The 26,188-nt window shown below is 60.1% G+C and carries 21 protein-coding genes; 10 read left to right on the forward strand and 11 right to left on the reverse strand.

The window, feature by feature from the left end:
* The first annotated feature begins 15 nt into the window (after window positions 1–15).
* From BMZ67_RS00120 to BMZ67_RS00130, 3 genes are all read left to right on the forward strand, one after another.
* Window positions 16–768: an FCD domain-containing protein gene (locus tag BMZ67_RS00120; RefSeq protein WP_092019905.1), complete on the forward strand. Its 753-nt coding sequence runs from the start codon at window positions 16–18 to the stop codon at window positions 766–768.
* A 230-nt stretch (window positions 769–998) separates the two neighbouring features.
* Window positions 999–2,750: an SDR family oxidoreductase gene (locus tag BMZ67_RS00125; RefSeq protein WP_092019906.1), complete on the forward strand. Its 1,752-nt coding sequence runs from the start codon at window positions 999–1,001 to the stop codon at window positions 2,748–2,750.
* Window positions 2,751–2,767: 17 nt separating this feature from the next.
* Window positions 2,768–3,694, forward strand: a complete 927-nt coding sequence (locus tag BMZ67_RS00130; protein WP_092019907.1) for a metal-dependent hydrolase — start codon at window positions 2,768–2,770, stop codon at window positions 3,692–3,694.
* Between the two features lie 48 nt (window positions 3,695–3,742).
* Here the strand turns inward: BMZ67_RS00130 and BMZ67_RS00135 are convergent, their stop codons facing one another.
* Complete coding sequence (locus BMZ67_RS00135; protein ID WP_092019908.1) at window positions 3,743–3,946, reverse strand: hypothetical protein; 204 nt, start codon at window positions 3,944–3,946, stop codon at window positions 3,743–3,745.
* 432 nt (window positions 3,947–4,378) lie between these two features.
* Between BMZ67_RS00135 and BMZ67_RS00140 the strand changes: the two genes are divergently transcribed.
* The 5 genes from BMZ67_RS00140 (at window position 4,379) to astE (ending at window position 8,647) form a co-directional block, all read left to right on the forward strand.
* Complete coding sequence (locus BMZ67_RS00140) at window positions 4,379–5,149, forward strand: ABC transporter ATP-binding protein (RefSeq protein WP_092019909.1); 771 nt, start codon at window positions 4,379–4,381, stop codon at window positions 5,147–5,149.
* A 182-nt stretch (window positions 5,150–5,331) separates the two neighbouring features.
* Window positions 5,332–6,087 (forward strand): transporter substrate-binding domain-containing protein, encoded by a 756-nt coding sequence (locus BMZ67_RS00145; protein WP_092019910.1) that lies wholly within the window; start codon window positions 5,332–5,334, stop codon window positions 6,085–6,087.
* Window positions 6,088–6,174: 87 nt separating this feature from the next.
* Window positions 6,175–6,879 (forward strand): ABC transporter permease, encoded by a 705-nt coding sequence (locus BMZ67_RS00150; RefSeq protein WP_092019911.1) that lies wholly within the window; start codon window positions 6,175–6,177, stop codon window positions 6,877–6,879.
* A 3-nt stretch (window positions 6,880–6,882) separates the two neighbouring features.
* Window positions 6,883–7,605 (forward strand): ABC transporter permease, encoded by a 723-nt coding sequence (locus tag BMZ67_RS00155; protein WP_092019912.1) that lies wholly within the window; start codon window positions 6,883–6,885, stop codon window positions 7,603–7,605.
* Window positions 7,606–7,621: 16 nt separating this feature from the next.
* Complete coding sequence (gene astE / locus BMZ67_RS00160; protein ID WP_092019913.1) at window positions 7,622–8,647, forward strand: succinylglutamate desuccinylase; 1,026 nt, start codon at window positions 7,622–7,624, stop codon at window positions 8,645–8,647.
* Between the two features lie 19 nt (window positions 8,648–8,666).
* On the opposite strand, the gene BMZ67_RS00165 is transcribed toward astE, so the two are convergent.
* Both BMZ67_RS00165 and BMZ67_RS00170 read right to left on the reverse strand, forming a co-directional pair.
* Window positions 8,667–11,693 carry an efflux RND transporter permease subunit gene (locus BMZ67_RS00165; protein ID WP_092019914.1) on the reverse strand — a complete coding sequence of 1,009 codons (3,027 nt, stop codon included), beginning with the start codon at window positions 11,691–11,693 and terminating at the stop codon, window positions 8,667–8,669.
* A complete protein-coding gene (locus BMZ67_RS00170) occupies window positions 11,690–12,778 on the reverse strand; it encodes an efflux RND transporter periplasmic adaptor subunit (RefSeq protein WP_092019915.1) in 1,089 nt (362 codons plus the stop codon). The genes BMZ67_RS00165 and BMZ67_RS00170 overlap by 4 nt, the downstream gene beginning before the upstream one ends.
* Window positions 12,779–12,963: 185 nt before the next feature.
* Between BMZ67_RS00170 and BMZ67_RS00175 the strand changes: the two genes are divergently transcribed.
* Window positions 12,964–13,611 (forward strand): TetR/AcrR family transcriptional regulator, encoded by a 648-nt coding sequence (locus BMZ67_RS00175; protein WP_092019916.1) that lies wholly within the window; start codon window positions 12,964–12,966, stop codon window positions 13,609–13,611.
* On the opposite strand, the gene astB is transcribed toward BMZ67_RS00175, so the two are convergent.
* The 6 genes from astB to BMZ67_RS00205 form a co-directional block, all read right to left on the reverse strand.
* Window positions 13,612–14,952, reverse strand: a complete 1,341-nt coding sequence (gene astB, locus BMZ67_RS00180; protein WP_092019917.1) for an N-succinylarginine dihydrolase — start codon at window positions 14,950–14,952, stop codon at window positions 13,612–13,614.
* 16 nt (window positions 14,953–14,968) lie between these two features.
* Window positions 14,969–16,444 (reverse strand): succinylglutamate-semialdehyde dehydrogenase, encoded by a 1,476-nt coding sequence (gene astD / locus BMZ67_RS00185; RefSeq protein ID WP_092020859.1) that lies wholly within the window; start codon window positions 16,442–16,444, stop codon window positions 14,969–14,971.
* 35 nt (window positions 16,445–16,479) lie between these two features.
* Entirely contained in the window at window positions 16,480–17,553 is a 1,074-nt protein-coding gene (gene astA / locus BMZ67_RS00190; protein WP_092019918.1) for an arginine N-succinyltransferase, read from the reverse strand.
* 31 nt (window positions 17,554–17,584) lie between these two features.
* Window positions 17,585–18,601 carry an arginine N-succinyltransferase gene (locus BMZ67_RS00195; RefSeq protein ID WP_092019919.1) on the reverse strand — a complete coding sequence of 339 codons (1,017 nt, stop codon included), beginning with the start codon at window positions 18,599–18,601 and terminating at the stop codon, window positions 17,585–17,587.
* A 25-nt stretch (window positions 18,602–18,626) separates the two neighbouring features.
* Entirely contained in the window at window positions 18,627–19,841 is a 1,215-nt protein-coding gene (locus tag BMZ67_RS00200) for an aspartate aminotransferase family protein (protein WP_092019920.1), read from the reverse strand.
* Between the two features lie 90 nt (window positions 19,842–19,931).
* Window positions 19,932–21,416, reverse strand: a complete 1,485-nt coding sequence (locus BMZ67_RS00205; RefSeq protein ID WP_092019921.1) for an exonuclease domain-containing protein — start codon at window positions 21,414–21,416, stop codon at window positions 19,932–19,934.
* Between the two features lie 161 nt (window positions 21,417–21,577).
* On the opposite strand from BMZ67_RS00205, the gene BMZ67_RS00210 reads away from it, so the two are divergent.
* Window positions 21,578–22,714, forward strand: a complete 1,137-nt coding sequence (locus BMZ67_RS00210; RefSeq protein ID WP_092019922.1) for a DcaP family trimeric outer membrane transporter — start codon at window positions 21,578–21,580, stop codon at window positions 22,712–22,714.
* Between the two features lie 412 nt (window positions 22,715–23,126).
* On the opposite strand, the gene BMZ67_RS00215 is transcribed toward BMZ67_RS00210, so the two are convergent.
* Window positions 23,127–24,371, reverse strand: a complete 1,245-nt coding sequence (locus BMZ67_RS00215) for an NADH:flavin oxidoreductase/NADH oxidase family protein (RefSeq protein ID WP_092019923.1) — start codon at window positions 24,369–24,371, stop codon at window positions 23,127–23,129.
* Window positions 24,372–24,561: 190 nt separating this feature from the next.
* On the reverse strand, window positions 24,562–26,187 hold the full coding sequence (gene aceF / locus BMZ67_RS00220) for a dihydrolipoyllysine-residue acetyltransferase (protein ID WP_092019924.1): 1,626 nt from the start codon (window positions 26,185–26,187) through the stop codon (window positions 24,562–24,564).
* Between the last annotated feature and the right edge of the window lies 1 nt (window position 26,188).

Consider the following 26,188-nt stretch of genomic DNA (forward strand, 5'->3'; position numbering starts at 1 on the left):
GACCAGCATCAGACAATGGCAATTAGACCCAAATCCACCGCCCATGAAATTGCCTACCGTCTGGAGCGGCAGATCCTCGACGGCAGCCTGGCACCGAATGAGAAAATCCCCTCGGAAAGACTGCTAGCCAGCCGCTTTGGCGTGTCCCGGGCGATTGTCCGGGAAGCCCTGCATGAACTGCAGGGCCGGGGCATCGTCGAGACTCACCACGGCAAGGGGTCCTTCGTTGCGTCGATGGTGCCGGAACCCCAGGAGGACAGCCCTCTGCTGGATCTCTTTGCCGGCCACCCCAGAACCCTCTATGACTTGCTGGAAGTGCGCGAGCAGCTTGAAGGTCAGGCCGCCTTCCTGGCGGCGCAGCGAGCCACGCAACGTGACCGTTACTTCATCGCCAAGGCCTACGAAAACATGACCAGCGCCGACCCGCTGACCAATGCCCGCCTGGACCACGCCTTTCACCAGGCCATTGTCGAAGCCTCCCACAATCCGGTGTTGGTGCATGTGCTGAGCAGCCTGAAGAATCTGATGCTGATGACGGTCCAGGCCTCAGTGGCCAACCTGAACCCCCGGGAGCACTTTCGCGACGTGATCAACAAGCAGCACCAGCGAATCTACAAGACCATCATGGCCGGGCAGGCCAAGGCCGCCCAGCGTGCCGCCATGACCCATGTCCGATACGTCAGTGAATCCATGCACACGCTGGAAGAGCTTGAACAAGGCATTATCTGGGTCAACCCGCAGAGTCCCGCCGACGCCCACCAGCCCTGATCCGAACGCATTTAATCACCCTTTAATTACCCTTTAACCACCCCGTGGCCCCAAAAGCCGACACACCGACCCCTTACGCAAACTGGTGCGCCCACCTGCCCTGTTAACCTCGTTGTTTTGGTTACCTGATAACCAGAGCCCGGCTTGCTCAATCAAAACCGCACGGGGCCCACAGCAGCACCGGGGCCAAGAACAACACTGAGCCGGGCACGCCAACAACGGAGCGATCCATGCAGAACTCAACTCAGGTCAATAACGGCGGCGTCACACTGAATGTGGTCACCTATGGCGATGCCCGCAAAGTACCCATCGTGCTCGTACACGGGTACCCGGATAACCACACTGTCTGGAAACCTGTGGCCGAGCGCCTGGCGGGCAAGTACTTTGTGATCACCTACGATGTCCGTGGTGCCGGCGCCTCCAGCGTTCCCAAGAAGCAGGCTGATTACCGTATGGCGCTGTTGTCAGACGACCTCCGGGCGGTTGTGGATGCGGTGATTCCGGACCAGCCGTTTCACCTGGCCGGGCACGACTGGGGTTCGATCCAGAGTTGGGAGTCGGTCACTGCAGGCCCGCTTAAGCAACGCATTCTGTCCTACACCACCATATCCGGACCTTGCCTGGATCACATGGGCTACTGGATGCGCAACAAGACCCTGAACCTGTCACCGGCCGCCAAAGCCAAGGTCATCAAACAGCTGGTCAGTTCCTGGTACATCGGGTTCTTCCACCTTCCAGTGTTGGCCCCGGCCGCCTGGCAAGGTGGGCTGGACAAACTCTGGCCGCACTATCTCCGCCACCGGGAGCAGGTGTCTGAACCGGAACAGAACCCGACCCAGGAAAAAGACGGGCGTAACGGCGTCCAACTCTACCGGGCCAACTTCCGCAGCAAGCTCTTAAACCCGGAAGCCCGCCCAGCCGACTGCCCTGTGCAGCTGGTCGTACCCACCCGCGACAACTACGTGGGCACCCACCTGTTCGACGAATTGCACGAGTGGGTACCGGCCTTGTATCGCCGTGACATCAACGCCAATCACTGGGTTCCACTCAGCCACCCGGACCGGATCGCCCAATGGATTGGCGAATTTGTTGCGGGCGTAGAAAGCGGCAAGATGCCCCCGGCCCTGGAACATGCCCGGGTACGCCCGGAACGTCTGGGCCTCCCCCTAGCCGGCAAGGCCGCGATCATCACCGGGGCCGGCTCCGGCATTGGTCGTGCCACGGCCTTGCGCCTGGCTGAGGTCGGAGCCGATGTGGTCTGTGTGGATATCAATGAAGACGCCGCCAGGGAAACCGCAAATCAGGTGCAGGCGCTCGGCGCGGTTGCCTGGAGCCGGAAGGTAGATGTTGGCTCCGCAGCAGCCATGCAGACACTGGCGAAATGGGTGGAGAAAGAGCTCGGCTGTGCCGACATTGTGGTCAATAACGCCGGCATCGGTATGGCCGGTGGCGTGCTGGACACGTCAACCAAGGACTGGGACCGTATCCTCAAGGTCAACCTCTGGGGTGTCATCCATGGTAGCCGGCTGTTTGGGCAGCAGATGGTGGACGCCCACTGCGCTGGTCACATCATTAATGTGGCCTCGGCAGCAGCCTTCGCGCCGAACCGCAAACTGGCGGCCTACGCCACCACCAAGGCGGCCGTCCATATGCTCACCGAGTGCCTGCGCGCGGAGCTGTCAGAACATGACATTGGCGTCACCTCGGTCTGCCCCGGCTTTGTGGCCACAGGGATTGCCCAGAACACGGTGTATGCGGGCCTCAGCGAGGAAGAGCAGACCGAAAAGCGGGCCAAAGCCGACAGCCTGTATCAGCGTCACAGCACCTTCACACCGGAAAGCGTTGCCGAGCGCATCTGCCAGGCCGTGCTGACCAACCCCGCCATCAGCCTGGTTGGTCCGGAAGCCATAGCCACCCGTTTCTTCAGTCGCTTCGCCCCCGGTGTTTCCCGCCTGGTGGCCCGCCTCGACATCACCCCCTGAACGCGGAGGATCCTGACATGACCCAGACTCAACGACATGAACTGAAAGCCCGACGTGTGCAGTTCGACTTTGAACAGACACCATTGTATTGGCTGAAGGACGACCCCTTCTCTACCCACGTCATCAATGGTATCCACATGCTGCTGCCCGAGGGCGAACTGTGGTTCTGCCGGGTTTACAACAAAGCCCTGCCCCTGATCACCGACGACGAGTTGCGTGCCGATGTTGAAGGCTTCATCCGTCAGGAAGCGGTGCACTCCCGCGCCCACAGCAATGCCCAGATTTACCTGAAACAGCACGGCCTGGAGCTTGATGATTACCTGGAACGGGTGGAATGGCTGTTCAAGACTCTGCTCGGGGAACAACCGCTGGGCCTCCGCGCGCTGGAGCGCAAAGCCTTTGAAAAGCACTGGCTGGTCTTTCGGGTTGGCGTGGTCGCGGCCATTGAGCACTTTACCGGCGTGCTCGGCCAGTGGGCGATGGACAACACCTCCTGGGAAGCTACGGGAGACCCGACCATGGTGGACCTGTTCAAGTGGCACCTGGCCGAGGAAGTCGAGCATCGTACCGTGGCCTTCGATCTGTTCGAGCACCTGTGCCAGACCCAGCTGGGTTTCTACGTCAGCCGGCAGGCGCTGATGGCCATGGTGTTTCCATTGATCATGTATTTCATTGCCGAAGGCGGCCGAACCCTCATGCGTCAGGATCCGGATCCGAAGGTCCGGCGCCAGGGGCGCAGAATGCTGCCTGCGGTGTTCGCACAGCTGCAACGGATCGGCAAGAAAACCGAGAATGTCCCCACCTTCACCTTCCTGGTTGAGGCCACCCTGCGCTGGATTGCACCCGACTTCCACCCGGTCAACGAGGGCAATACCGAACAGGCCCTGGCTTACCTGGCACGCTCACCCGCCGCCATAGCAGCGGCAAACGCAACCGCGCATTAACAGGAACCGCCCGCAGGGATGCGGGCAACCTGTTATACCCCGTGTCTGTCAGGAGCCTTCGGTAGGGGAGACCATATCCATGAACTGGATTGCTTCACCGAAGGAAACGAAGGTCTTGAGCACTTCGTGCCCGTTTATTTCAACATCGTAGGCAACAGCCCCATCGTTCAAGGGGGCATTAGCGGTACTTTGCTTCCGGGCAACCACCCTAAGCAGACCTCGTTCCGCAAGAACAGATTGCGACGCGGTCATCGGCACTTCCTCAGTAAATGTTCTGATAGCCCTTTATATACCAGCAGTGTTAGCGGCGAGACAACGAGATCGGAGCACCGTCCCAGCAGGACTGTGACGAAGGTCATAGCGAGCCGGAATTTAACAATTGTCGACATTCCGGTGACGCCGGCCATGCTAGGCACTCAACATGACAATTCCATGTCTGGTATTGATTTCCCGCGAAACTGTCCGTAAAAAGGGCAGTTTTACCGAATCTGGGCAAAGGACTCCTGCCAACTCAGCCCCTACCACGGGCTCAGGCTCCTCCGCGAGCGCCAAGTTCATCGGATGACTAAATTCGTGTACTGTGCGATTTACATCTATTCTTGATACTTGCCGGCAAAACAATTTATTGGCGGTTCGAATAAGTACAAGTAAACAGCAGCCTAGCGACAGTTTCAGGAGTCATTCATGGCGGAACAAGCGCCGTTGATCTGTAAGGACATCCACAAGACGTTCAACCAGCTGGAAGTCCTGAAGGGCATTTCGCTGGAAACCAGAAAGGGTGATGTGGTCTCACTGATCGGCAGCTCAGGTTCGGGCAAAAGTACCTTTCTGCGCTGCATCAACCTGCTGGAAACCCCAACCTCCGGCGACATCATTGTCCACGGTGACCCCATCCGGTTCACCAACAACCGCAAAGGCGAGCGAATTCCCGCCGACGACCGCCAGGTCGAACACATCCGTGCCAAGCTTTCGATGGTCTTTCAGGGCTTCAACCTGTGGTCACACATGACCGTTCTGGAGAACATCATCGAGGCGCCCATTCATGTCCTCGGTGTGCCGAAGAAAGAAGCCATTGAACGGGCTGAAGCCTACCTCCAGAAAGTCGGCATCTACGAACGCAAAGATTACTACCCCGCGCAAATGTCAGGCGGCCAGCAACAACGGGCGGCCATTGCCCGTGCCCTGGCGATGGAGCCGGAGGTGATGCTGTTCGACGAGCCCACCTCAGCGCTGGATCCGGAGCTGGTTGGGGAAGTGCTCAAGGTCATGCAGGGCCTGGCCGAGGAAGGCCGCACCATGATCGTGGTCACCCACGAAATGGCGTTCGCCCGGGATGTCTCGACGCAGGTGCTGTTCCTGCACCAGGGCGTGATTGAGGAGCAGGGAACGCCGGACAAAGTCTTCGACCACCCGGAATCCGAGCGGATGAAGCAGTTCCTGGCGCCAAAGTTCTGATCACAGGGTAGTGCTGCCAGGTGGCAGGCACGACGGCCACCGCAGACGATGCTATCTTGAGTTCAGGTTCTGCCGGTTTGTCGCTGCCCCTGGGGCCCCTGCAGACCAGCCGGACACCAATAAAAACGGCCACCATTGCCGATAATAAAGCCTAACAGGCAACCGACAGGAGATACTGAAGCATGAAAAAGCTGATTGTTGCAGCAAGCTGTGCCATTGCCATGATGGCTGGCAACGTCCAGGCCCGTGAATGGAACGAAATCCGCATCGCGTTTGATGTTCCCTACGAGCCGTTTGAATACAAAACCCCGGAAGGCGAGCTGACCGGTTTCGAAGTTGAACTGGCGGAAGCCGTCTGTGCTGAACTGAGAGCCGACTGCGAATTCGTCATCCAGGCCTGGGATGGCATGATTCCTGGCCTGCTGGCTCGCAAGTTCGACGCCATCATGTCGTCCATGTCCATCACCCCGGAGCGGGCCGAGCACGTGCTGTTCTCCGAACCGTACTACAACACCCCGGGTGGCTGGTTCGGTCGTGAAGACTTCAACGTTGACGTCACCGATATGGACGCCATGCAGGGCAAGATTGTTGGCGTTCAGCGCGGCACCACCATGGACACCTTCGTCACTAACGAAATGAGCGACGTCGTGACCATCAAGCGCTACACCACCGCTGAAGACATGGTTCTCGACCTGGAAGGTCAGCGTCTGGACGTGGTCTTCGTCGACTACCCGGTGGGTGAGCAGACCGTCCTGAGCCGTGAAGGCTTCAAGGAAGTGGGCGAGCCGGTCAAGCTGGGTGAAGGCGTGGGTGTCGCCATGCGTCCCCGTGACCGGGATCTGGCTGGCAAGATCAACGCCGCCCTGAACAAGCTGAAGAACGACGGCACCTACGATGCCATCATGAACAAGTACTTCAGCTACGACATCAAAATGTAATCCCACAGGGATCGTTGTCGAACCAGCCCGCACCGGCGTTTCCCGCGCCGGTGCGGGCCCGGCACCCCCTGATAACTGGAAGTTTGCATGCTCGACTTGAAAGGCTATGGCCCGTCCCTGCTGGAAGGCGCGATTGTCACCATCGAACTCGCCCTGTTCTCACTCCTGCTCGCGGTGCTCCTCGGGCTGGTGGGCGCCTCCTCCAAACTGTCCGGCAACCGTTTCCTGGTTGGCGCTGCCACGGCCTATACCACTCTGATACGGGGCGTTCCCGATCTGGTGATGATGCTGTTGTTTTACTATGGCGGTCAGGTTCTGGTGAACACCCTGTCCGACTACCTGTACTACGAATACGACCTCGACATTTTCTTCCAGTTCGACCCCTTCATTTCCGGTGTCCTGACGGTAGGTCTGATCTTTGGCGCCTACATGACCGAAACCTTCCGAGGCGCATTCCTGGCGGTGGATATCGGGCAGATTGAGGCGGCCAAGGCCTACGGGTTCACCCGTTGGCACACCTTCCGCCGCGTAATGATTCCGCAAATGCTGCGCCATGCCCTGCCCGGCATCGGCAACAACTGGCAGGTGCTGCTGAAGACCACAGCCCTGGCCTCCATTATCGGCCTGACCGACATGGTGAGGGTGGCGGAAGAAGCCGCCAAGGCCGAACGCTCGCCGTTCATGTTCTTTATTCCGGTGGCGTTTGTATACCTGGCACTGACTGCCGGGTCTGAACTGTTTATCAAGTGGCTCGACAAGCGAGCCAACGTCGGCGTTGTACACGGAGACTGATCCATGCCTGACTTTCTCGCCGACTGGCTGAACCAGAACGACATCTTCACCGCCGCCACCATGCTCCATTACTGGGACGGTCTGGTAACCACCGTCCAACTGGTGTTTCTGTCACTGCTTCTGGGCATGGCGATAGCCATTCCGCTGGCCATCATGCGGACGGCCAAATCCTGGTTTATCTCTGGCCCGGTCTGGCTTTACACCTACCTGTTTCGCGGCACCCCGCTGCTGATCCAGCTGTATATCATCTACTACGGCATCGCCCAGATTGAAGGCATCCAGGACACGTTCTGGTGGACCATTTTTCGTGAACCCTTCTATCCCGCGCTGCTGGCCTTCACCCTTAACACGGCGGCCTATACCACCGAGATCATCCGTGGTGCCATTGTTGCCACCCCCAATGGCGAAATCGAAGCCGCCAAGGCCTATGGCATGAGCTGGGCCCTGCGCATGCGTCGCATTGTGCTTCCCAGTGCTGCTCGGCGAGCCGTACAGGCCTACTCGAACGAAGTCATTTTCATGCTCCACGCCAGCGCCATTGCCAGTGTGGTGACCATTGTCGACCTGACCGGGGCGGCACGGAATATCTACTCGCGCTTTTACGCCCCGTTCGATGCTTTCATCGGTGTGGCCGTGCTCTACATGATCCTGACGTTTATACTGGTATACGTGTTCCGACGGCTCGAACGTCATTTGCTGAGACATCAGCGACCCCTGAGCCACTGACCGGAGGGCAAAGGCCATGACGCCACGTCAGCGATTGTTCGGAGCGGACAAGGACTGGCTGGCCCACACCCTGGACCAGGCCAACGCTTCCTCGCCCGAACTCACTCTTATTTTGGCCGATGGATGCGCGGTGACCCTGCTGGACACCGGCATCCTGAGGCTGGTTCCCGCCAAGGCCTCGGGTGAGGACCCTCGGCTGATCGTCTCCGCCGGCATTCACGGCAACGAAACCGCACCCATTGAGGTACTGAATCAGCTCGTCACCGAACTGCTGGATGGCCTGTGGTCTCTGGCCACGCCAACCTTGCTGATTCTCGGCAACCCGCCGGCGATGGCACAAGGTGAGCGTTTTATCGAGTTCAACATGAACCGGCTGTTTGCTGGCGCCCATGAAAAACGTCCCTACCACGACACCCCTGAAGGCCGGCGGGCGCGGGAGCTGGAACAGGCTTGCCTGCAATTTCGCAACACCAGCACCCAGCTGGTCCATTACGATTTGCATACCGCCATCCGCCCGTCCATCCGGGAAAAGTTTGCCCTCTACCCGTTCGTTCCAGAGCGACGGGTTCCACCGGAGCAATGCGCCTTCCTGCTGGAAGCCGGGGTTGAGACACTGCTGCTGCAGCACAAGACAGGCACCACCTTTTCATCGTTCACATCGGTGGACCTGGGGGCGGAGAGTTTTACCATTGAGCTGGGCAAAGTACGCCCCTTCGGCCAGAACGACCTGAGCCGCTTTGCAGCCGTAGAACAGGCGTTACGACGGCTGATGCGCGGTGACACACCGCCGGATAACAACGGGGGGCAAATCGTCAAATTCGAGGTGGTTCACGAGATCATCAATACCGGGGATCAGTTCCACTTCCATGTACCGGATGATGTCGCCAACTTTACCAGCTACGAACCCGGTACCTTGATCTGGCATGATGACCGCAACCAGTACAAGGTTGGCGACCTTCCCGAATCGGTGGTTTTTCCCAACCGGGATGTTCCCATTGGCCAGCGGGTGGGTCTGATGATCCGCCCACTCGCCGACGAATGAGAACGCTACCGGCCTGCCCTCAGGCCGGTGAGTTTTCCATCTCCGCCACCGGTCCCCGAATCACGTAGCGGCACACTGCGGGTACCACCAGTAGAGTCAGCACGGTGGACGCTAGCAGACCTGAGATGATGGCCCAGGCCATGGGCGGCCACAGGGTTGAGCTGGAATAGGCCAGCGGCAACAGCCCGGCGACGGTGGTCGCGGTCGTCAGCAGGATGGGCCGGGTACGCTCTTCAACAGCCCGGCGAACCGCGTCACGAATGTCATCGCCCAGCCCTAACTGGCGGTCCACCACATCCAGCAGGACAATGGCATTGTTCACCACCACACCGACCAGAGCGATCACCCCCAGCAACGACTGAAAGCCGAAGGGTGACCCGGATAGTACCAGGCCCGGAATGATCCCCACGGCGGCCAGGGGTACCGTCAGCAGGATAATCATGACCCGCCGGTAGGAGTTGAACTGGAGGATCAGGAAAAACAGCAACAGCATGATGCCGATCGGCGCGGTGGTGAGGATGGCGGTATTGGCCTTGCCGGACCCTTCAGCATCCCCGCCAAATTCCAGCCGGGTACCTGCCGGCAACGGCTCTTTCTCCATGGCGGCATCCAGGCCCTGCAACGCCTGGCTGAAGCTGTAGCCAGGCAGCAGATTGGCACTCACGGTGCCCACCCGGACACCGTTGCGCAGGTAGCGCGCTGCCGATTCCCACGATGTCTCCACCGTGGCAATGGCTGACAGGGGTACGGCCTTACCCTCGGCATTGTAGATATTCACCGACAACAGCCGGGACAGGGACAACTGAGTTCCCTCGCGGGAGCGCAGCACCAGGGGGATGGGGTCCTCTTCCTGGCGGTACTGCTCAGCCACCACACCAAAGCTTTGGCCATACAGGCTCTGGGCCACATCCGACCGGTTGATGCCATATCGGGCCGCGCTGGCGTCATCAACCACGATCCCGATGCTCGGTACGCCCAGGTCGAGGTCGTGGCGAACGTCCACCGTTCCTTCAATACGCCGCAAGGCGTCGTAAACCTGACTGACCGCCTGTTCACGAAGCACGTCATTGGCGTTATAGACCCGCACTTCCACGGGCGCCGACCGTGGCGGCCCCTGCCCCAAAATACCCACCGTCACATCCAGTTCCGGCAGGCGCTCGGCAACATAGCTACGCACCCAATCCGTCAGCGGTGCGGTATCGGCCAGAGTCGGGGTACGCACCACCAGTCGCGCCCGGTTCGGCGATTGCGGCGCCTGCAGCAGGTTGTAATAGAAACTCGGTCCGGTGAAACCGACAAACCGGTGCACCTCCAGAGTCTGGGGCTGGGAGCGAATGGCCTGTTCCAGCTGGGCAGCCACTTCGCTGGTGCGCTGCTGGTCGGTACCCTCCGGCATAAACATCTCCACCACCACCCGGGGGCGATCGGCATTGGGGAAGAACTGCTGTTTCATGAAGGGGGTCATCATCAGGCTGGCCACCACCAACCCACCCCCGATCAGTATCAGGGCACCCGGTCTACGGGCCACCAAACGCCCCAGGAATGACGACAGGCCAGCTAAAGCATCGGCCCGGACCTGAGACCGGGGTTTCAGGAAGCGGGCCGCCAGCAGCGGCACAACCGAGATGGCAAGCAGGTAGCTGACCGACAACGTCAGCATGATCATCACCGGCACCCCACGGGTAAAGTCTGCCGTGTTGCCTTTCGACAGCAGCAGGGGGGCGAACGCCGCCAGGGTGGTTCCGGTGGATGCCCCCAAGGGGCCTGCAAGTTCCTTGATGGAGGCGGTCAGGGCTTCAACCCGTCGCATGCCCTGGTCCAGGTTGGACTGGATGTTCTCGACAATCACAATGGCGTTGTCGATCAGGATGCCCAGGGAAATCACCATGCCGATGACCGCAATCTGATGCAACACACCGCCGCCAAAGTCATAAAGCCCAACACTGATCATCGCCACCATGGGCAGGATGGACGCCACCAGAATCCCCATCCGCAACCCCATGCCGGTAAACACCACCACCACAATAATCAGAACAGACAAGACCAGGCTCCAGGCCAGGCCGTCCAGCCGTGCTTCCACCTTGTCCGGCTGGAAAAACATCTCGCGGATGGTGTACGGCGAGAACTCGTCGCGGATCGTTGCCAGCCTCGCTCGCACATCCTTACCAAAGCGAATGGCGTCTGCGCTGTCGGTTTCCATATAGAGCGATAACAACACCACCCGTTCGCCGTCAAACCAGCTTTCCGGCTGTCGCGGCTCTACCGGCCCACGCCAGACTTCGGCAGCTGCAGCCAATGGCACCTGGGAGCCGTCCGGCAGCTGGATCGGAGTGGCCCGGATCGCATCGACATCGGCAAATTCGCTGTTGGGCAGCACCGACAGGCGGCGGCCGTTACTCACCACAAAACCACCGGGAATGGTCTGGTTACGCTGCGCCAACGTCTCCAGCACCCGTGCCGGCGAAATACCCAGGCGATACATCGCCGCGTCATCCAGTGCCAGGGTGATCTGTTCGTCGGCTTCGCCATCAAGCTCAATGCGGGACAAGCCTGGCAGGTCCGACAGGGTGTTCTTGAGACGCTCGGCAACCTTGCTCAGCTCCACCATGGACGGTGAACCCGCCACCGCCAAGATGACGGTTGGTGTCGCTGTGAGCCGGTCATCGAGGGTCATCAGGCCAACGTCGGCGGGAAAGTCCTGGCGGGCCCGTTCCATGGCCTGGCGCACCCGGTCCCAGGCCGCATCGGTGTCATAAATGGTCTGGTTCAGGCGCAGACGGAGAATGGCCACGCCTGTTCGGGCCGTGGCCTTGGACTGCTCAAGTTCTTCCACTTGCAGCAGCTCGTCGGACAACGGCTGAACAATCAGCCGCTCGACAGTATCCGCCGTAGCCCCCGGATAGGAAACGGTCAGCAGGCCCGCCCGTGCCGGGAAGTTGGGGTCTTCCTGCCGGGGCATGGTGCTGTAGGCAGCAATGCCAAGCAGGCAGAGCATGGTCACCACCATGCCCAGCAGGCGCTGGCAACCCAGCAAGCGGCCAATCATGGCAGGATCTCCACCCGATCGCCGTCCACCAATCGGGTTAACCCGGCATAGACCACTTGGTCGCCCGCCGCCAGCGCCGGCGATTCCACCACCACATTGTCACCAACGATGCGGCGAACAGAGACCGACACCCGTTCAGCGTGCTGATCCCGTACCCGGTAGACGCTCTCGCCAGAGACGCCACGAATCACCGACAGCAACGGCACCATCGTGACCGAATCCATCGGCGGTGCGAGCCCCACTTCCACCGGCTGCCCCGCCGCCAGGGTGTCGTCCGGCAACTGCACCAGTACCTGATGCAATTCCCCCCTCACCGCACTGGCCTGGGCAACCTCCATCACCGTACCGGTGACCGGAGCCTCGGCCCGGTTGTGCACCGACCAGATAGGCAGGGACTGACCCACGGAGACGAAACCCAGCATGTACGCCGGCACCCGCACCTCCACCTCACGCCCTTGGGGAGAGGACAGCCGGACCACCGGCTGCCCGGCACCAACAAATTCGTCTTTTTCCACCAACAGAGCCTCTACCCTGCCATCGAACGGCGCCAGCAATCGGCTTTCATCCAGCAGCCGGGACGCTTCTGCCAGGGCGGCCCGCGCCGTGCCCAGGCTGGCCTGAAGACTGTCCCGGCGGGATGCCAGCTGCTCCAGGGCCTGCTCGGAAACCACCCCACGTTCATACAGCTGACGTGAACGCTCCCACTCCCGATTGGCCTGAACCAACTGGGTATCGAGTTCCTGCAGGCGCGCAGCGGCCGAGTCCCGCGCCGGCTCCAGGGCCGGGTTGTACACTCGGGCCAGGACTTCACCCCGGGCGACCTGCTGGCCCAGTTCAACACGCTGCTCCTTCAGGGTACCGCTGACCTGAAACGTCAAGGTAGCCCGCTGGGTGGCCTGAACAATCCCCGAAAACCGCAGTACTGGCGCAATATCTCCGCCTGCGGTCACGGCACTGGTTCGCACCACCACGGCTGGTTCCAGTGCTTGCCCCTCAACCTCTCCCGGCCCGGAAGCCTTACAGCCGGCCAGCACAACCAGGGGCATGAGCACCAGCCATACCCAACGATGAATAGATGTAATCATTTCCGCCTCCTCCAGATCCCTGCCTGCACGATGCCACCATCCCTGACGCCATTTTCCGACATCTTGTCACTCTTTGACAGTTTGTCAAAGAAAAATAAATGGACGATACTGGGGCAAGGCAAGCAGGTCACTTGGTATGCTTGGCTGAGGATCGACACGCTCTGGATGCAACTACGGACCGCTGAATGACAGATCAACTAAAAACTCGACGGGAACGGGAAAAGCAGGCCCGTTACGAAGCCATTCTGGATGCCGCGGAAGGGGTTTTTTCGGAAAAGGGCTATGAACGAACGTCGATGGATGACATTGCCCGGCGTGCCAGCCTGAGCAGGGCTTTGCTTTACGTCTACTTCAAGGACAAAGCGGCCATTCAGCATGGCATTACGCTCCGGGCAGCCGCCAACCTGCGGGAGCGAATGGAAAAAGCGGCGGCCGGCGCAGACACTGGCCTTGCCCAAGCCGCGGCCATCGGCCAGGCCTACTATGAGTTTTACCGCGAGGAGCCGGAATATTTTTCGGCGCTGACCCAGGCCAATGCGGCCCCCGTTACGCCGGATGAAGAGCAGGCCGCCCGGATGCGCTGTTCCGAATCAGCCATCATGGAACTGATGATTGAAACCATCAAGCGAGGACTGGCGGACGGCAGCCTGAACAGCGAGCGCATCCGCGACCCCATGGAAACCGCCCTCTACCTGAGAGGCGCCCTCCACGGAGTCATCATGGGTTGCGGCAGGGAAATCGACGGCGCGTTTGCCCGCTTCCCGAGCGAAGCCCTGATTGAACACACCCTCGCCATGCTGATGTCATCGATCGCCGGAAAATCCACCCCCTGATCAGTGCTGGAAGTCGTAAATCATCCCCAGCCCCAGAATTCCGGTCAGCTCGTCCAGGGCATGGCGGCATTCGTTCAGCAGCATGGGATCAGCCAGATCCTCCTGGCTAAGCCGGTCACGGTAATGCGCATGCACCCAGGTGGTCAGCCGTTCATAAAGCGCATCGTTCATCAGCACACCGTGGTGCATCGCCTTTAGCTCATCCTCGGTCAGCACCACCCGTAACCGCAGGCAGGCAGGGCCGCCACCGTTGCGCATGGATTGTTTGACGTCGAAGACCTCCACCGCTTTGATCGGCCCTCCAGCCGCCACCAGGCGATCGAGGTAATCGCTGACGGAGGGAATTTCCCGACACTCCCCCGGTACCGCCAGCAACATACCCTCCGGGCCGTTGAGCAGCTGACTGTTGAACAGGTAGGAGGCCACAGCATCCTGCAGCGGCACCTCGGCTTCAGGCACCCGCACGGGCACCAACTCAGCGCCACTCAGGCGCTGCCCGACCTCGGCCATGACCTGGGCTTCATCAAGGAATGCCTGCTCGTGGTAGAACAGCACATTGCCATTGCCGACGGCTATGACGTCGTTGTGGAACACGCCCGCATCAATGGCTGCAGGGTTTTGCTGTGCAAAGACCGCGTGGGCGTCGGAGAGGCCGTGCAGCCGGGCAATAGCCTGCGACGCTTCCAGGGTCTGCCGGGCCGGGAACCGGGTCGGGCCGGGTGCATGGTCATCGAAAGCAACGCCGCCATAAACGAACAGCTCCACCCCCGGCGCGCCATAGCTGGCACATAGCCGGGTGTGATTGGCAGCCCCTTCATCACCAAACTGCCCCACCGATGGCAGGGCCGGATGATGGGCAAAGTAAGCCTCATCGGAAAAAATGGATTTCAACGCCCGCCCGGTCACCACATGCTCGATGGAACGGTGGAACTTGGCACTGAGGTTGGCGGGCGTGAAATGTACCCGGTGGTCATGGGTATCCGCACTGGGCGAAACCGTCGCCGCGTTGGCAGTCCACATGCAGGAGGCCGACGCCACCGCCGACAGGATCACCGGGTTGTCCCTAGCGACCCGGGCCAGGATTTCCGCATCCGTACCGGTGTACCCGAGCCCCTTCAACGTCGGGATATGTGGACGTTCATGAGGTGGCAGCACGCCCTGGACAAACCCACGATCCGCCAGCCGCTTCATCTTTGCCAACCCCTGTAACGCAGCTTCCTTCGGGTTGGACACTTCGTTGACGTTGCTCTTGGACGCGACATTGCCCCAGGACAGCCCGGCATAGTTGTGGGTGGGACCGACCAGGCCATCGAAATTTGCTTCTATTGCGTGCTTGGGCATAACACACCTGCGTTGCTTAGTTGAAGTTCAGCCCCGGCGCCAAGGCGTCCGGCATCTCGCTCTTGTCGGCTTCCAGGGAGGCCATCGGCCAGGCGCAATAATCTGCGGCGTAATAGGCGCTGGGGCGGTGGTTGCCGCTGGCACCAATGCCTCCGAACGGCGCCGCGCTGCTAGCGCCAGTGAGTGGACGATTCCAGTTCACAATACCGGCCCGGACCTCCTCCAGCAGGCGATCGTACAGTGCCCGGTTATCGGTGAGGATGCCTGCCGACAGCCCATAGCGGGTGCTGTTGGCAATCGTCAGGGCCTGATCAAAGTCATCGTAGCGATACACCGTCAGCAGCGGTCCGAAGAACTCCTCGTCCACCGTTTCCACGCCGGTCACGTCCAGGATGCCCGGAGTAAGCAGGGCCGTACCTTCCTGTGCCCGGCGCATTTCGAGCAGCAACCCGGCCCCCTTGGCCAGCAAACTTTGTTGAGCCTCCAGCAGCTTATCGGCCGCCACCAGTGACACCACCGAGCCCATGAACGGTTGTGGGTCGGCGTCGAAATGCCCCGGCGTAATCCGCCCAACCACATCCACCAGACGAGCCAGGAAGCGGTCGCCCTCATCACCGTTGGGCACCAGCAAACGCCGGGAACAGGTACAGCGCTGCCCGGCTGACAGGAAGGCGGATTGCAAGGCATGGTGCACGGCGCCATCGAGGTCAGACACCTCCTGGACAATCAGGGGATTGTTTCCCCCCATTTCCAGCGCGAGGATTTTTTCAGGCTGGCCACCAAACTGCTGGTGCAGTAAATGACCAACGGTGGAGCTGCCGGTAAAGAACAGGCCGTCGATGCCAGGATGGCTGGCCAGCGCCATACCGGTCGGCGCGGCGCCCTGAACCAGGTTGAGCACGCCATCCGGCAGCCCGGCCTTCTGCCAAAGTCGCACCGTCATTTCCGCCACCGCAGGGGTCAGCTCGCTGGGCTTGAACACCACCGTGTTACCCGCCAGCAGCGCCGGTACAATATGGCCGTTGGGCAAGTGGCCAGGGAAGTTATAGGGACCGAAGACCGCAACCACACCATGGGGGCGATGACGCAGAACGGCATGACCGGCGGCCACATCGTCCTCGCTGACGCCGGTGCGGTCATCGTAGGCCCGGTTGGAGATGGCGATCTTGCCGATCATGGCGGCCACTTCGGTACGTGACTCCCACAGAGGCTTACCGGTTTCCAGGCCAATCTGATAGGCCAGCTCTTCCTTGTGTTCGTCCAGTAACTGACCAAATCTGCCGATGATGGTCCGGCGCTCGTCCAGCGGCAATCGTCGCCATGCTGGGAAGGCCCCTCGCGCTGCACGCACGGCCGCATCGACATCGTCAATGCCCGCGCCGTTACCGTCCCAGACCACATCGCCGGTTACCGGTTGAATCGACTCCAGCGGCGCGTCGTGCCCATCGGTCCAGAACCCATCGATAAACAGCTGTCCCGTCAGTGCCTTGATACTCACGTTAACCTCCCAGAATGTTCTGATTCATGTCAGGGTGCCGTCGCACCACCGTGGATGGGTGCAGGACCGGCATCCTTGAGCGGAGCCAGGCGCACCAGTTCGCCGGAATCGACCTCAAGGGCCTCGGCCACTTCCGGGGGCAGACTGATGGTGTCAGGACTGATGCAGCTGGCAGGAACCGTGGTGACCCTGAAGTCCCGGAATGATCGGTTGGAAACCATCACCCGCTCGCTGGCTGGCACATCCATATCCACCGGCTTGTGCCTGAGCAGCACGTGTCGGTTGACGCTTTCACGAACGGTACGGATGTTGTGGATGAACGCCTCAACCACCGGACCACCATCGAAGATATCCACCAGGCCATTGAAGTTGAATCCCTCGGCCTGGAGCATCCGCAGCGCTGGCGCGGTGTTTTCATGCACCTGACCGATCACCTCCCGGGCCGACGGTGGCAGCAGCGGCAGGTAAATGGGGTACTTGGGCATGAGTTCAGCAATAAACGCCTTTTGCCCGATTCCGGTCAGGTAGTCGGCCTGGCCAAACTCCATATCAAAGAACCGACTCCCGAGAGCATCCCATAGCGGGCTGTGCCCCTGGCTGTCCGACACCCCCCGCATTTCGGCAAACACTTTTTCCGAGAAGTGACGGCGGAAGTCATCCAGGAACATGAACCGGCAGCGGGACAGCAACAGTCCATTACCGCCTTTACGATGGCTGTCCGACAGCAACAGGGAGCAGATTTCCGTGGTGTCGGTCATGTCATTGGTGAGGTGCAGCGTCGGCGTGCGCACATGCACCCCGAGTTCCCGCGACGCGTTCACCGTGGTGCTGACCCGGTAGTTGTAGAACACTTCGTCCAGGCCCACCCGGGCCTGAATGCCACTGATCCCCACACACCGTTTGAGGTCGGTATCCTCCAGGGCAAACAGGAACAACCCGGCCTCGGGCTTACAACGCTGATTAAACGAGTCCTGGGCCTGGGTGATTTTCTGGCTCAACAGATCCCGATTGGCGGGCAGTGTCGTCAGCCCCTTTCCGGCCGCTTCCGCCATCACCATCAGGTCGTCGAGATCCTGTTCCTGCAACGGGCGGATCAACAGCATGGGACGCCTCCCTTACGATCATTAAGGCCATTCATAACGGCGCGACCATCACGTCACACCCGGACTCGCACTCCAGGTTATGGAGAACCGTCAAGGGCGCACGGATCACCTCATCCAGCGCCTCGGAGACACCGGAAAGGGTGCAGCGGAAGTCGAGCCCCTCGCCCCGGGCCAGCAGGCAAAGCTCGCCATCTTCAGCGTCCGTCGAGCGCAGCTGTTTGCGCTGGCAGGTCACCATCGTCTTGAGGTTATTGGTCCGTGCCTCCAGCACCGGGCCACCGTCAAAGATGTCCACGTAGTTGCCGCCATGGAACCCTTCCTGCTGAAGCAAGGCGACAGTGCGCCGGGTCGCCGGATGCGCCTGCCCCAGTGCCTGTTGGGCAGACTCCGACAACAGGGTGACGTAGATCGGGTTGGGCGGCATCAGCTCGGCAATAAAGGTCTTGCTGAGCATCCCGGAATAACGGTCGGCGGTATCGAAGTCCATGTCGAAGAAGTGGCGCCCCAGGCTATCCCAGAACGGCACCTCACCCGCGTCGGTCTGAATCCCCTGGATCTCCACCACCATGCGGTCCGAAAACCAGTTCCGGTGACAGGCCATAAACAGCATGCGCGCCCTCGACAGCAATTCAAAGGCGTCGCTGTCACACAGGCCGGGAGCAATCACAAAGGCTCCCAGAAGGGTCCGGTCGGTCAGCGCGTGGGATGGATACAGCACATCGACCCGGCGGGAAACGCCAAGTTCATGTGAGGAATGGATCAGGGCATCCATCCGGTAGTTGTAGAACGGCTGGCCATTACCGGCACGCCCATCGATACCCGCCACCCCCTGGACCTGGTTGTCCTTGCTATCCACCAGTACGAAGAGGAAACGTTGGTAACGGTCTGGTCCCCGCTCGCCGGCAAACGACTGGCAGGACAGCTCAATGCGCGCAGCCAGGCCTTCCCGGCTTTTGGGTATCGTTGAAGAGAGCTGGCTGCAGTGATCAGCAGCCAGCTGGAGGATGCCATCGACATCCTCCGGTTGTGCAGGTCGAACAAGCCACATCAGCCTGCCTCCTGTTGCCTCACGATCAGGCGCAAAGGGTCTTGACGGCCCTTTCGAAACGTTCCAGGGCTTCGTCGATGTCAGTCTCAGGAATGATCAGCGACGGTGCCAGGCGAACCACATTGGCTCCGGCAACCAACACCATCACGCCTTCGTCCAAGCCGGCATTGAGGAAGTCCTTTGCCTTGCCCTGCCATTGTTCGGTCAATACCGCTCCCAACAACAACCCGGCACCACGAACCTCACTGAACACGCCATAACGTTCGCCAATACTCTCCAGCCCTTTGCGCAAACGCTGGGAGCGCGCCACCACACCTTTCAGGATGTCTGGCTGGCTGACCGTATCGATGACTTTGTGGGCCACTGCACAGGCCAGCGGGTTACCGCCGTACGTGCTGCCATGGGTGCCGATACCGAGGCTGGCCGCGATCTTGGCAGTGGTCAGCATGGCCGCCACCGGGAAGCCGCCGCCCAGAGACTTGGCGCTGGAGAGGATATCCGGGGTCACACCGTACATCTGGTACGCAAACAGGTGGCCGGTGCGGCCAACGCCAGTCTGCACTTCGTCAAAGACCAGCAGGGCGTCGTTTTCGTCGCAAAGATCCCTCAGACCCTGAAGGAATTCCGGCGTTGCCGGCAGCACGCCGCCTTCACCCTGGATGGGCTCAACCACAACAGCACAGGTCTTTTCTTTTGAGATCAGTTTCTTCACTGACTCCAGATCATTGAAGTCCGCGTGGTGGATGCCTGCCGGTGCCGGCTCGAAGCCTTCCAGGTACTTGGCCTGCCCGCCCACGCTTACGGTGAACAGGGTACGGCCGTGGAACGCGTTCTTGAACGAGATGATTTCGTGCTTCTCAGGACCAAAGTGTTCCCAGGAATAGCGACGGGCGAGTTTGAAAGCAGCCTCGTTGGCTTCGCCACCCGAGTTGGCAAAAAAGACCCGCTCAGCAAACGTCAGGTCACACAAGGCCTTGGCCAGGCGCAACGCGGGTTCGTTGGTCATCACATTGGACAGGTGCCAGATCTTGTGGGCCTGCTCTTCAAGCTCTCCCACCAACCCCGGATGAGCGTGACCGAGGGAGGTCACCGCAATGCCTCCAGCGAGATCAACAAACTCACGACCGTCCTGATCCCAGATGCGGGAGCCTTCGCCCTTCACGGGGATGATTTTGCCGGGTGCGTAGTTGGGCACCATTACTTCATCAAACAGTTCTCGGCTGACAGGTTCTTTATTCATTGAATCCTCTAACGCTCGCTACTAATTTTCCGGGGATAGTTTTTCCGGGGATAATTCCGGTGCACCTGAAGCCTACCGCCGACCCGGAGCTCAGTCACCACCATTCTCTTTATCATAGTCGAGAGCGGGCATTCTCACATTGGGAAAGCCCGCTTCCGGAAGCTCAATAATCCGATACCTGTCACGATCGGCGCCCATCAGGGCTTTAACCAGTAATTTGTAGGAATCAAGGTCAAAGGTGGCACTGCGATTCGCCAGATCCAGCTCGGAAAGTTCCGCTGGGTCATGAATCGTAATGACATGTATCCAATTAAAGATCACCAGAATATCGACAGCTCCGCCATTGCGGTTTTCCTCTACTATGCCGATTGCGCCTTGCCACGGCCAGGTCTGCAAGCGCAGGCCATGAAACGCAATCTGAGTTCGCAGATTGTATTTCGTGACATCTTCCCCGCCCTGACAGGCACCCCGGCAATTCCCCAGGGCGTGTTGAAAGCAGGCGCCCGCACCGGGGGGCTCAAGCCCCAGCAATTTGTTGCACAGCTCATTCTTGGCAGCAATACCCTGCAGGGCTCGTTCAGCCTCACGCTTGCTGCGAAACAGGCCGTAGTAGTCGCCCAGGCGCTCCAACTGGACTTCCCGGGCCAGGCGGGCCTGCAGGTAACCGTCGCCGTTGGCAACCAGCTCAATGGTAACCAACCGCTTGGCGGCACGGGAACGCCGGTTGAATAACGGGCGCATGGTTTTAATCTGTTTCAGCTCCAGCAGCAGGGCGCCAAGTTCACCGGCGGTTTCGGTAAACTCGATATGCCTCAGGCTTTCCGAAATCCTTACCCCCCGGGCACTGTTGTGATCGCCGGAAAAGTGCGAGGCCACCCGCTGACGAATGTTGGTGCTCTTTCCCACGTACAGCAGAACATCGTTCTCGCCGTAAAAGCGATAGACGCCTGGCGAACCTGGCAGGTCCAGCAAGACGCCCGGTGACAGATGAGACGGTACACTGGGGCGTTGCAGCAGTTCAGCGAGGGTACTGTCCATCACCTCCCGGCCATGCTCTTTGAGCGCCGCGAGGAAAAACCCCAGCATTGCAGTCACATCACCCATGGCGCGATGTCGCTGCACCGAACTGAGGTGGTGTCGCGCCATCAGGGCATCCATGTTGTGGCGCCGGTACTGCGGGTACAGCCTTCGCGACAGCTTGACCGTGCACAACACCCGGGCCGAAAACGGCTGGTCCAACCGACGATATTCCGACTTGATAAAGCCATAGTCGAAGCGGGCGTTATGGGCCACAAAGACTTTGCCCTCCAGCTGCTGGCGCAACTCATCGGCGATCTCTGCAAACGTTGGCGCATCCCGCACCATGTCATTACTGATGCCAGTCAGGGATTCGATAAACGGGGAAATCCGCGTTTCCGGATTCAGCAGGGTCTGCCACTCCCCCACCTCCTCACCATCACGCCAGAAGCGGATACCGATTTCGGTAATACGGTCAGACGTGGCGTTGCCTCCCGTGGTTTCAATGTCCAGGAAGGCAAACGTGGTGGAAGTCAATAAGCCAGATTGATCAGTCATGCCTCATTCTATGCCAACCGCCGTAGTTCAGCCCATTCACAATGACCAATGAGACAGATTAGACATTCGTCTAATTTTTAACCGCAACTATTGGATGTGTCATATAGATGTAACTAGTGTGATTACGAACCAACAAAAATAAGATCAGGAGCTAACAATCAATGAAAAGCAACGCTTTGAGACTGGCCGTCCGTGCAACCACCGCCGCCATGGTACTGGGAGCCGCCTCACAGGCGAGCGCCATCGAAGTGGGCAGCAATGGTTATACCGCTGACATTTACGGCTACGCTCGCTTTAACGCCAGCTACGACATTGACGAAGACATCGGCATCTCCACCCGAGCCGGTGCTTTCTCCGCCATCAACACCGGTGCTGCCGAGGACAACGAAGCAACCGGCTACTTCGGCGCTGACGCCGTGCAGACTCGCCTGGGTGTACGAGCCACCTCTCCGGAAGGGGTGAAAGTGGTGATCGAAGGGGACTTCCGTCCCGGCACCCTGCGCCTGCGCCACGGTTACGGCGAATACAAAGGCGTGCTACTGGGCCAGACCTGGTCCAACTTCAACAGCTTTGTCGGCAACACCACCACCCTGGACTTCGACTCCCTGGCTGGCCTTGCCGGCCTTCAAGGCCGTATCGCCCAGGCCCGCTACACCACCGGTGCCCTGTCGTTCTCTGCGGAAGAACCGATCACCAGCTTCACCGACGGTGCAGCAACGACCGATGGCAAGCAAGGTCTGCCGACCCTGACCGCACGCTTTGAAGATTCTGCGGGCGGGCTCTCCTACTCTGCAGCAGCACTGGTTCAGGAGGTCAGCTATGACACCGGCACCGCTGACGACAGCATGGTCGGCTACGCCGCCTTTGCCGCCGCCAAGATGGCCCTCGGTGACATGATGACCCTGCAGGGCACCGTGTCCTACACAGACGGCGCCAATTCCTACCTGTACCGTTCCGGTGAGAACTTCGGTGCCGAAGACGCCTATCTTCTCGGTGGCGATCTGGAAAGCATCGCCGGTTATGGCGGCTCGGTTGGGGTGGGCATGGACCTCGGTGGTGGCCGCAGCGCCAACATCGGCTATGGCTTGGTGACGGTGGACTGGGACGATGCCGAGGATGATGGCATCGCGGTAGGTGGCAAGAGCGAGACCAACCAGAACATGATGGCCAACTACATGTGGACCCCGGTGAAAAACGTGATGATGGGCGTGGAGTACGCCTACTTCAAGCGTGAAAACGTTAACGGCGACGACGGCGATGCCAGTCGTATCCTGTTTGCCGGGCAGTACAACTTCTAAGAGCGCCCTTCAGGCACGAAGGCACCAGAAAAGCCCCGATCATTCCGATCGGGGCTTTTTTGTGCAGCCGCACCGTCTCGGGGCAACAATGCTGCAGGCCTGCCCCCGTCACGCGGACACCAATAGACCATAACCCGTTGACCACGTTGTAAAAAATACAAAGAAATCTTCATGGCACACTCTATGCTGAGTTCTGGGTGTAGGGATATTCCCGGTGACGGGGCACTCCGCCGCCGCCCCACTTCACAACCCAACGAGGTGACACCATGAAAAAAGCCCACAACCACAGTCTGCTGTTTGAACTGACCCACCCCTTCGAAGCCGCCGTCATGGACGACCTGCACGACTACTTCGACTGGATGTATTTCGCCAACTGAAACCACTCACAGTAGAACCTTCGGTTACGGGCTGTTTATTCCCCTGCCCGTAACCGGTTCCAGACTCCCCGGGTCGCCATAACCGCCAGTACCTCAAGCAACGGCATCACGCCGTCATCGTGCTTTTTCGGGCGCTTTCCTTTGCCGATACGTCCCAGTTGGTGGGTGTACCAACTCACCTCCATCAACGCCATATCATCAATCATCCGGATACCGGTCTTGATCGGTTTGACCGCGCTGGTCACGGATTCCCCAGCCAGGATACGGGCTGACAGGTCTGGCTCCACGGCCAGCGGCCGGGCAATGCCCACCAGGTCGGTCGCTCCGGAGGCCACGGCCTCTGCCATACCCTCGCTGGTACGGAATCCCCCCGTTACCATCAAAGGCACTGAGACCTTCTCCCGTACTTTTTCAGCAAATTCCAGGAAATAGGCTTCCCGCGCCGCGGTACTGGCCTTCACCCCAGCCGCACCGGCCATGGCCGGGTTTTCATAGTTGCCGCCAGAGATTTCAACCAGGTCGATACCTTCTTTCGCAAGCTGTTCAATGACAGCCAGTGACTCCTCTTCGGTGAACCCTCCGCGCTGGAAGTCCGCCGAATTGAGTTTGATACCCACACAGAAGCCCTCCGATGTGGCCCCACGAATGGCCCGATACACCTCCAACACAAAGCGCATCCGGTTTTCAGCGCTGCCTCCCCAACTGTCGTTGCGGCGGTTGTGATGGGGCGAGAGGAACTGACTGACCAGATAACCATGGGCGCCATGGATCTGAACGCCCTGAAAGCCCGCCTGTTCGGCCAGACTAGCGCTGCGGGCAAAGCGGTGGATGGTGTCCCGGATTTCCTGCTCGTTCATCTCTCTTGGCGTGGCGAACATGGCCCGCATGTCTTTTCGGAAGGGTACGGCACTGGGCGCAACGGGAGCTTTGTTCAGCATTTTCGGGCTCTGCTTGCCCGGATGGTTCAACTGCATCCAGATGTGGTTGCCGTTGCGCTTGCCTGCCTGAGCCCAGGCTTTCAAGGCGGCCATGTCGCGGTCATCGTCCAGCACCACATTCTTGGGTTCACCAATGTGACGACGGTCGACCATCACATTACCGGTGATCAGCAACCCGGTGCCACCGTCGGCCCAGGCGCCATAGAGCGTCGCCAGAGCTGGGGTTACCCGGTTGCTGATGGTTCCCATGGTTTCACTCATGGCAGACTTGGCCAAACGGTTCGGCAGTACCACACCATTCGGAAGATTCAGGCTCTGGCCCAGGGTTTCAGCAACAGTCATGACAGCCGTCCTCGGTTTCAGTCAGTTTGACAAGCCTCAAACTGTAGTACACGAAGCTGCCCGCTCGCCTTACCGAATTGGGACAAAGACTGATCAACACTCAAGGAAGGGAAGGCCTGAGCGACACCCTGGAGGCCAGCGGAGGGGGGCCCTCCACCAGCCCCAAGGGCCGCTCAGTCAAGCGGGGAAATTACAGCAACAACTGCCGGATATCCCCCAACAACTCACTCAGGCGATTGGTAAACCGGGCACCATCAGCCCCGTTCACCGCCCGGTGGTCGTACGACAGCGACAGCGGCAGCATCAAGCGTGGCTGGAAGGCTGAGCCATCCCACACCGGCTTCATCGACGCCTTGGAAATCCCAAGGATCGCCACCTCAGGCGCATTCACGATGGGAGTAAACGCGGTACCGCCGATGCCACCGAGACTGGTGATGGTAAAGCAGGCACCTTGCATCTCCGCGGGCTTGAGTTTCTTGTCGCGGGCCTTTTCGGCCAGTTCAATCACCTCTCGCGCCAGGTCCCACAACCCTTTCTTGTCGACATCCCGGATGACCGGCACCACCAGCCCAGCAGGTGTGTCCACCGCCACGCCAATGTGAATATAGCGCTTGCGAATGATCTCCTGCTTGTCCAGGTCCAACGCCACATTGAACTGGGGCATATCCGCCAGCGCCCGCGCACAGGCTTTCAGCATGAAGGGCAGTGGCGTCATCTTTACGCCCCGCTTGTCCCCTTCGGCCTTCAGGCTCTTGCGGAACGCTTCCATTTCAGTGATGTCGGCATCATCAAACTGGGTCACGTGGGGCACGTTCAGCCAGCTACGCTCCATGTTCCTGGCCGTTGCGATATGCATACGGGACATGGACTCCCGCTCAATCTCACCGAACTGACTGAAGTCCGGCAACTTAACACCCGGAATGCCCGTACCCGTGCCACCGGATACCCCACCGCCGGACTGCGCCTGCTGGAGATGCTGCTTGATATAGGCCTGCACATCTTCCTTGATGATCCGCCCTTTCGGGCCACTGCCTTTCACCCTGGAGAGATCCGCCCCCAGTTCCCGCGCCAGCTTACGCACTGCAGGTCCGGCATGGACTTTGGCCCCCGCGGGTGGCAGCTCATTGCTGGTCTGGGCGGGAGCGGCCGCGCTGGGTGCCGGAGCGGGTGCTTGCGGTGCCGAAGGGGCCGCTGCGGAGGCTGGCTGCGACGACTCAGCCGCCACATCGCCACCGTCAACCGCCGTCATTTCCACCAGGCGGTCACCCTCGGAGATCTTGTCACCCACCGACACCAGAATCTTGCCAACCTTACCGGCAAACGGCGATGGAATTTCCATCGTCGCCTTGTCAGATTCTACCGTTACCAGCGGATCATCCACCTCAACCGTGTCGCCCTCACTGACGTTCACCTCAATCACCGGAATATCCACCAAGCCATCCAACGGTGGCACCGTGACGACCTCCTGGCGGCTGCCGCCCGCAGCCGGTGCGGGCGCCGCTGCGGGCGGCACCTCGGCAGCAGGTTCTTCCGCAGCAGGCTCTGGCTCAGCCGGGGGCTCCTCAGTCACCGCCCCGCCAGCCACATCCAGCCGGCCCACCACATCACCTTCGCGGACCTTGTCGCCCACCTTGACGGTAATTGCGGTGATCTTGCCTGCCATCGGGGCGGGCAGTTCAACCGTGGCCTTGTCCGATTCCACCGTCAGGATAGGATCTTCTTCGACAACGGCGTCGCCGACGCTGACGGTGATTTCGATAATTTCCACTTCATCGGCGCCACCGAGATCGGGAACCGTAATGTCCTGTTCGCTCATG

The sequence above is a fragment of the Marinobacter zhejiangensis genome, assembly GCF_900114775.1.
GTDB classification, from domain to species: Bacteria; Pseudomonadota; Gammaproteobacteria; order Pseudomonadales; family Oleiphilaceae; genus Marinobacter; species Marinobacter zhejiangensis.

Excerpts from the sequence above, each read along its gene's own strand:
- astE (WP_092019913.1), top strand. The coding sequence starts at position 7,622 with ATGACGCCACGTCAGCGATTGTTCGGAGCGGACAAGGACTGGCTGGCC.
- BMZ67_RS00135 (WP_092019908.1), bottom strand. The coding sequence starts at position 3,946 with ATGACCGCGTCGCAATCTGTTCTTGCGGAACGAGGTCTGCTTAGGGTG.
- aceF (WP_092019924.1), bottom strand. The coding sequence starts at position 26,187 with ATGAGCGAACAGGACATTACGGTTCCCGATCTCGGTGGCGCCGATGAA.
- BMZ67_RS00150 (WP_092019911.1), top strand. The coding sequence starts at position 6,175 with ATGCTCGACTTGAAAGGCTATGGCCCGTCCCTGCTGGAAGGCGCGATT.
- BMZ67_RS00195 (WP_092019919.1), bottom strand. The coding sequence starts at position 18,601 with ATGTGGCTTGTTCGACCTGCACAACCGGAGGATGTCGATGGCATCCTC.
- BMZ67_RS00145 (WP_092019910.1), top strand. The coding sequence starts at position 5,332 with ATGAAAAAGCTGATTGTTGCAGCAAGCTGTGCCATTGCCATGATGGCT.
- BMZ67_RS00120 (WP_092019905.1), top strand. The coding sequence starts at position 16 with ATGGCAATTAGACCCAAATCCACCGCCCATGAAATTGCCTACCGTCTG.
- BMZ67_RS00170 (WP_092019915.1), bottom strand. The coding sequence starts at position 12,778 with ATGATTACATCTATTCATCGTTGGGTATGGCTGGTGCTCATGCCCCTG.
- BMZ67_RS00205 (WP_092019921.1), bottom strand. The coding sequence starts at position 21,416 with ATGACTGATCAATCTGGCTTATTGACTTCCACCACGTTTGCCTTCCTG.
- BMZ67_RS00155 (WP_092019912.1), top strand. The coding sequence starts at position 6,883 with ATGCCTGACTTTCTCGCCGACTGGCTGAACCAGAACGACATCTTCACC.
- BMZ67_RS00165 (WP_092019914.1), bottom strand. The coding sequence starts at position 11,693 with ATGATTGGCCGCTTGCTGGGTTGCCAGCGCCTGCTGGGCATGGTGGTG.
- BMZ67_RS00130 (WP_092019907.1), top strand. The coding sequence starts at position 2,768 with ATGACCCAGACTCAACGACATGAACTGAAAGCCCGACGTGTGCAGTTC.
- BMZ67_RS00140 (WP_092019909.1), top strand. The coding sequence starts at position 4,379 with ATGGCGGAACAAGCGCCGTTGATCTGTAAGGACATCCACAAGACGTTC.
- BMZ67_RS00215 (WP_092019923.1), bottom strand. The coding sequence starts at position 24,371 with ATGACTGTTGCTGAAACCCTGGGCCAGAGCCTGAATCTTCCGAATGGT.
- BMZ67_RS00200 (WP_092019920.1), bottom strand. The coding sequence starts at position 19,841 with ATGAATAAAGAACCTGTCAGCCGAGAACTGTTTGATGAAGTAATGGTG.
- astB (WP_092019917.1), bottom strand. The coding sequence starts at position 14,952 with ATGCCCAAGCACGCAATAGAAGCAAATTTCGATGGCCTGGTCGGTCCC.
- BMZ67_RS00175 (WP_092019916.1), top strand. The coding sequence starts at position 12,964 with ATGACAGATCAACTAAAAACTCGACGGGAACGGGAAAAGCAGGCCCGT.
- BMZ67_RS00125 (WP_092019906.1), top strand. The coding sequence starts at position 999 with ATGCAGAACTCAACTCAGGTCAATAACGGCGGCGTCACACTGAATGTG.
- BMZ67_RS00210 (WP_092019922.1), top strand. The coding sequence starts at position 21,578 with ATGAAAAGCAACGCTTTGAGACTGGCCGTCCGTGCAACCACCGCCGCC.
- astA (WP_092019918.1), bottom strand. The coding sequence starts at position 17,553 with ATGCTGTTGATCCGCCCGTTGCAGGAACAGGATCTCGACGACCTGATG.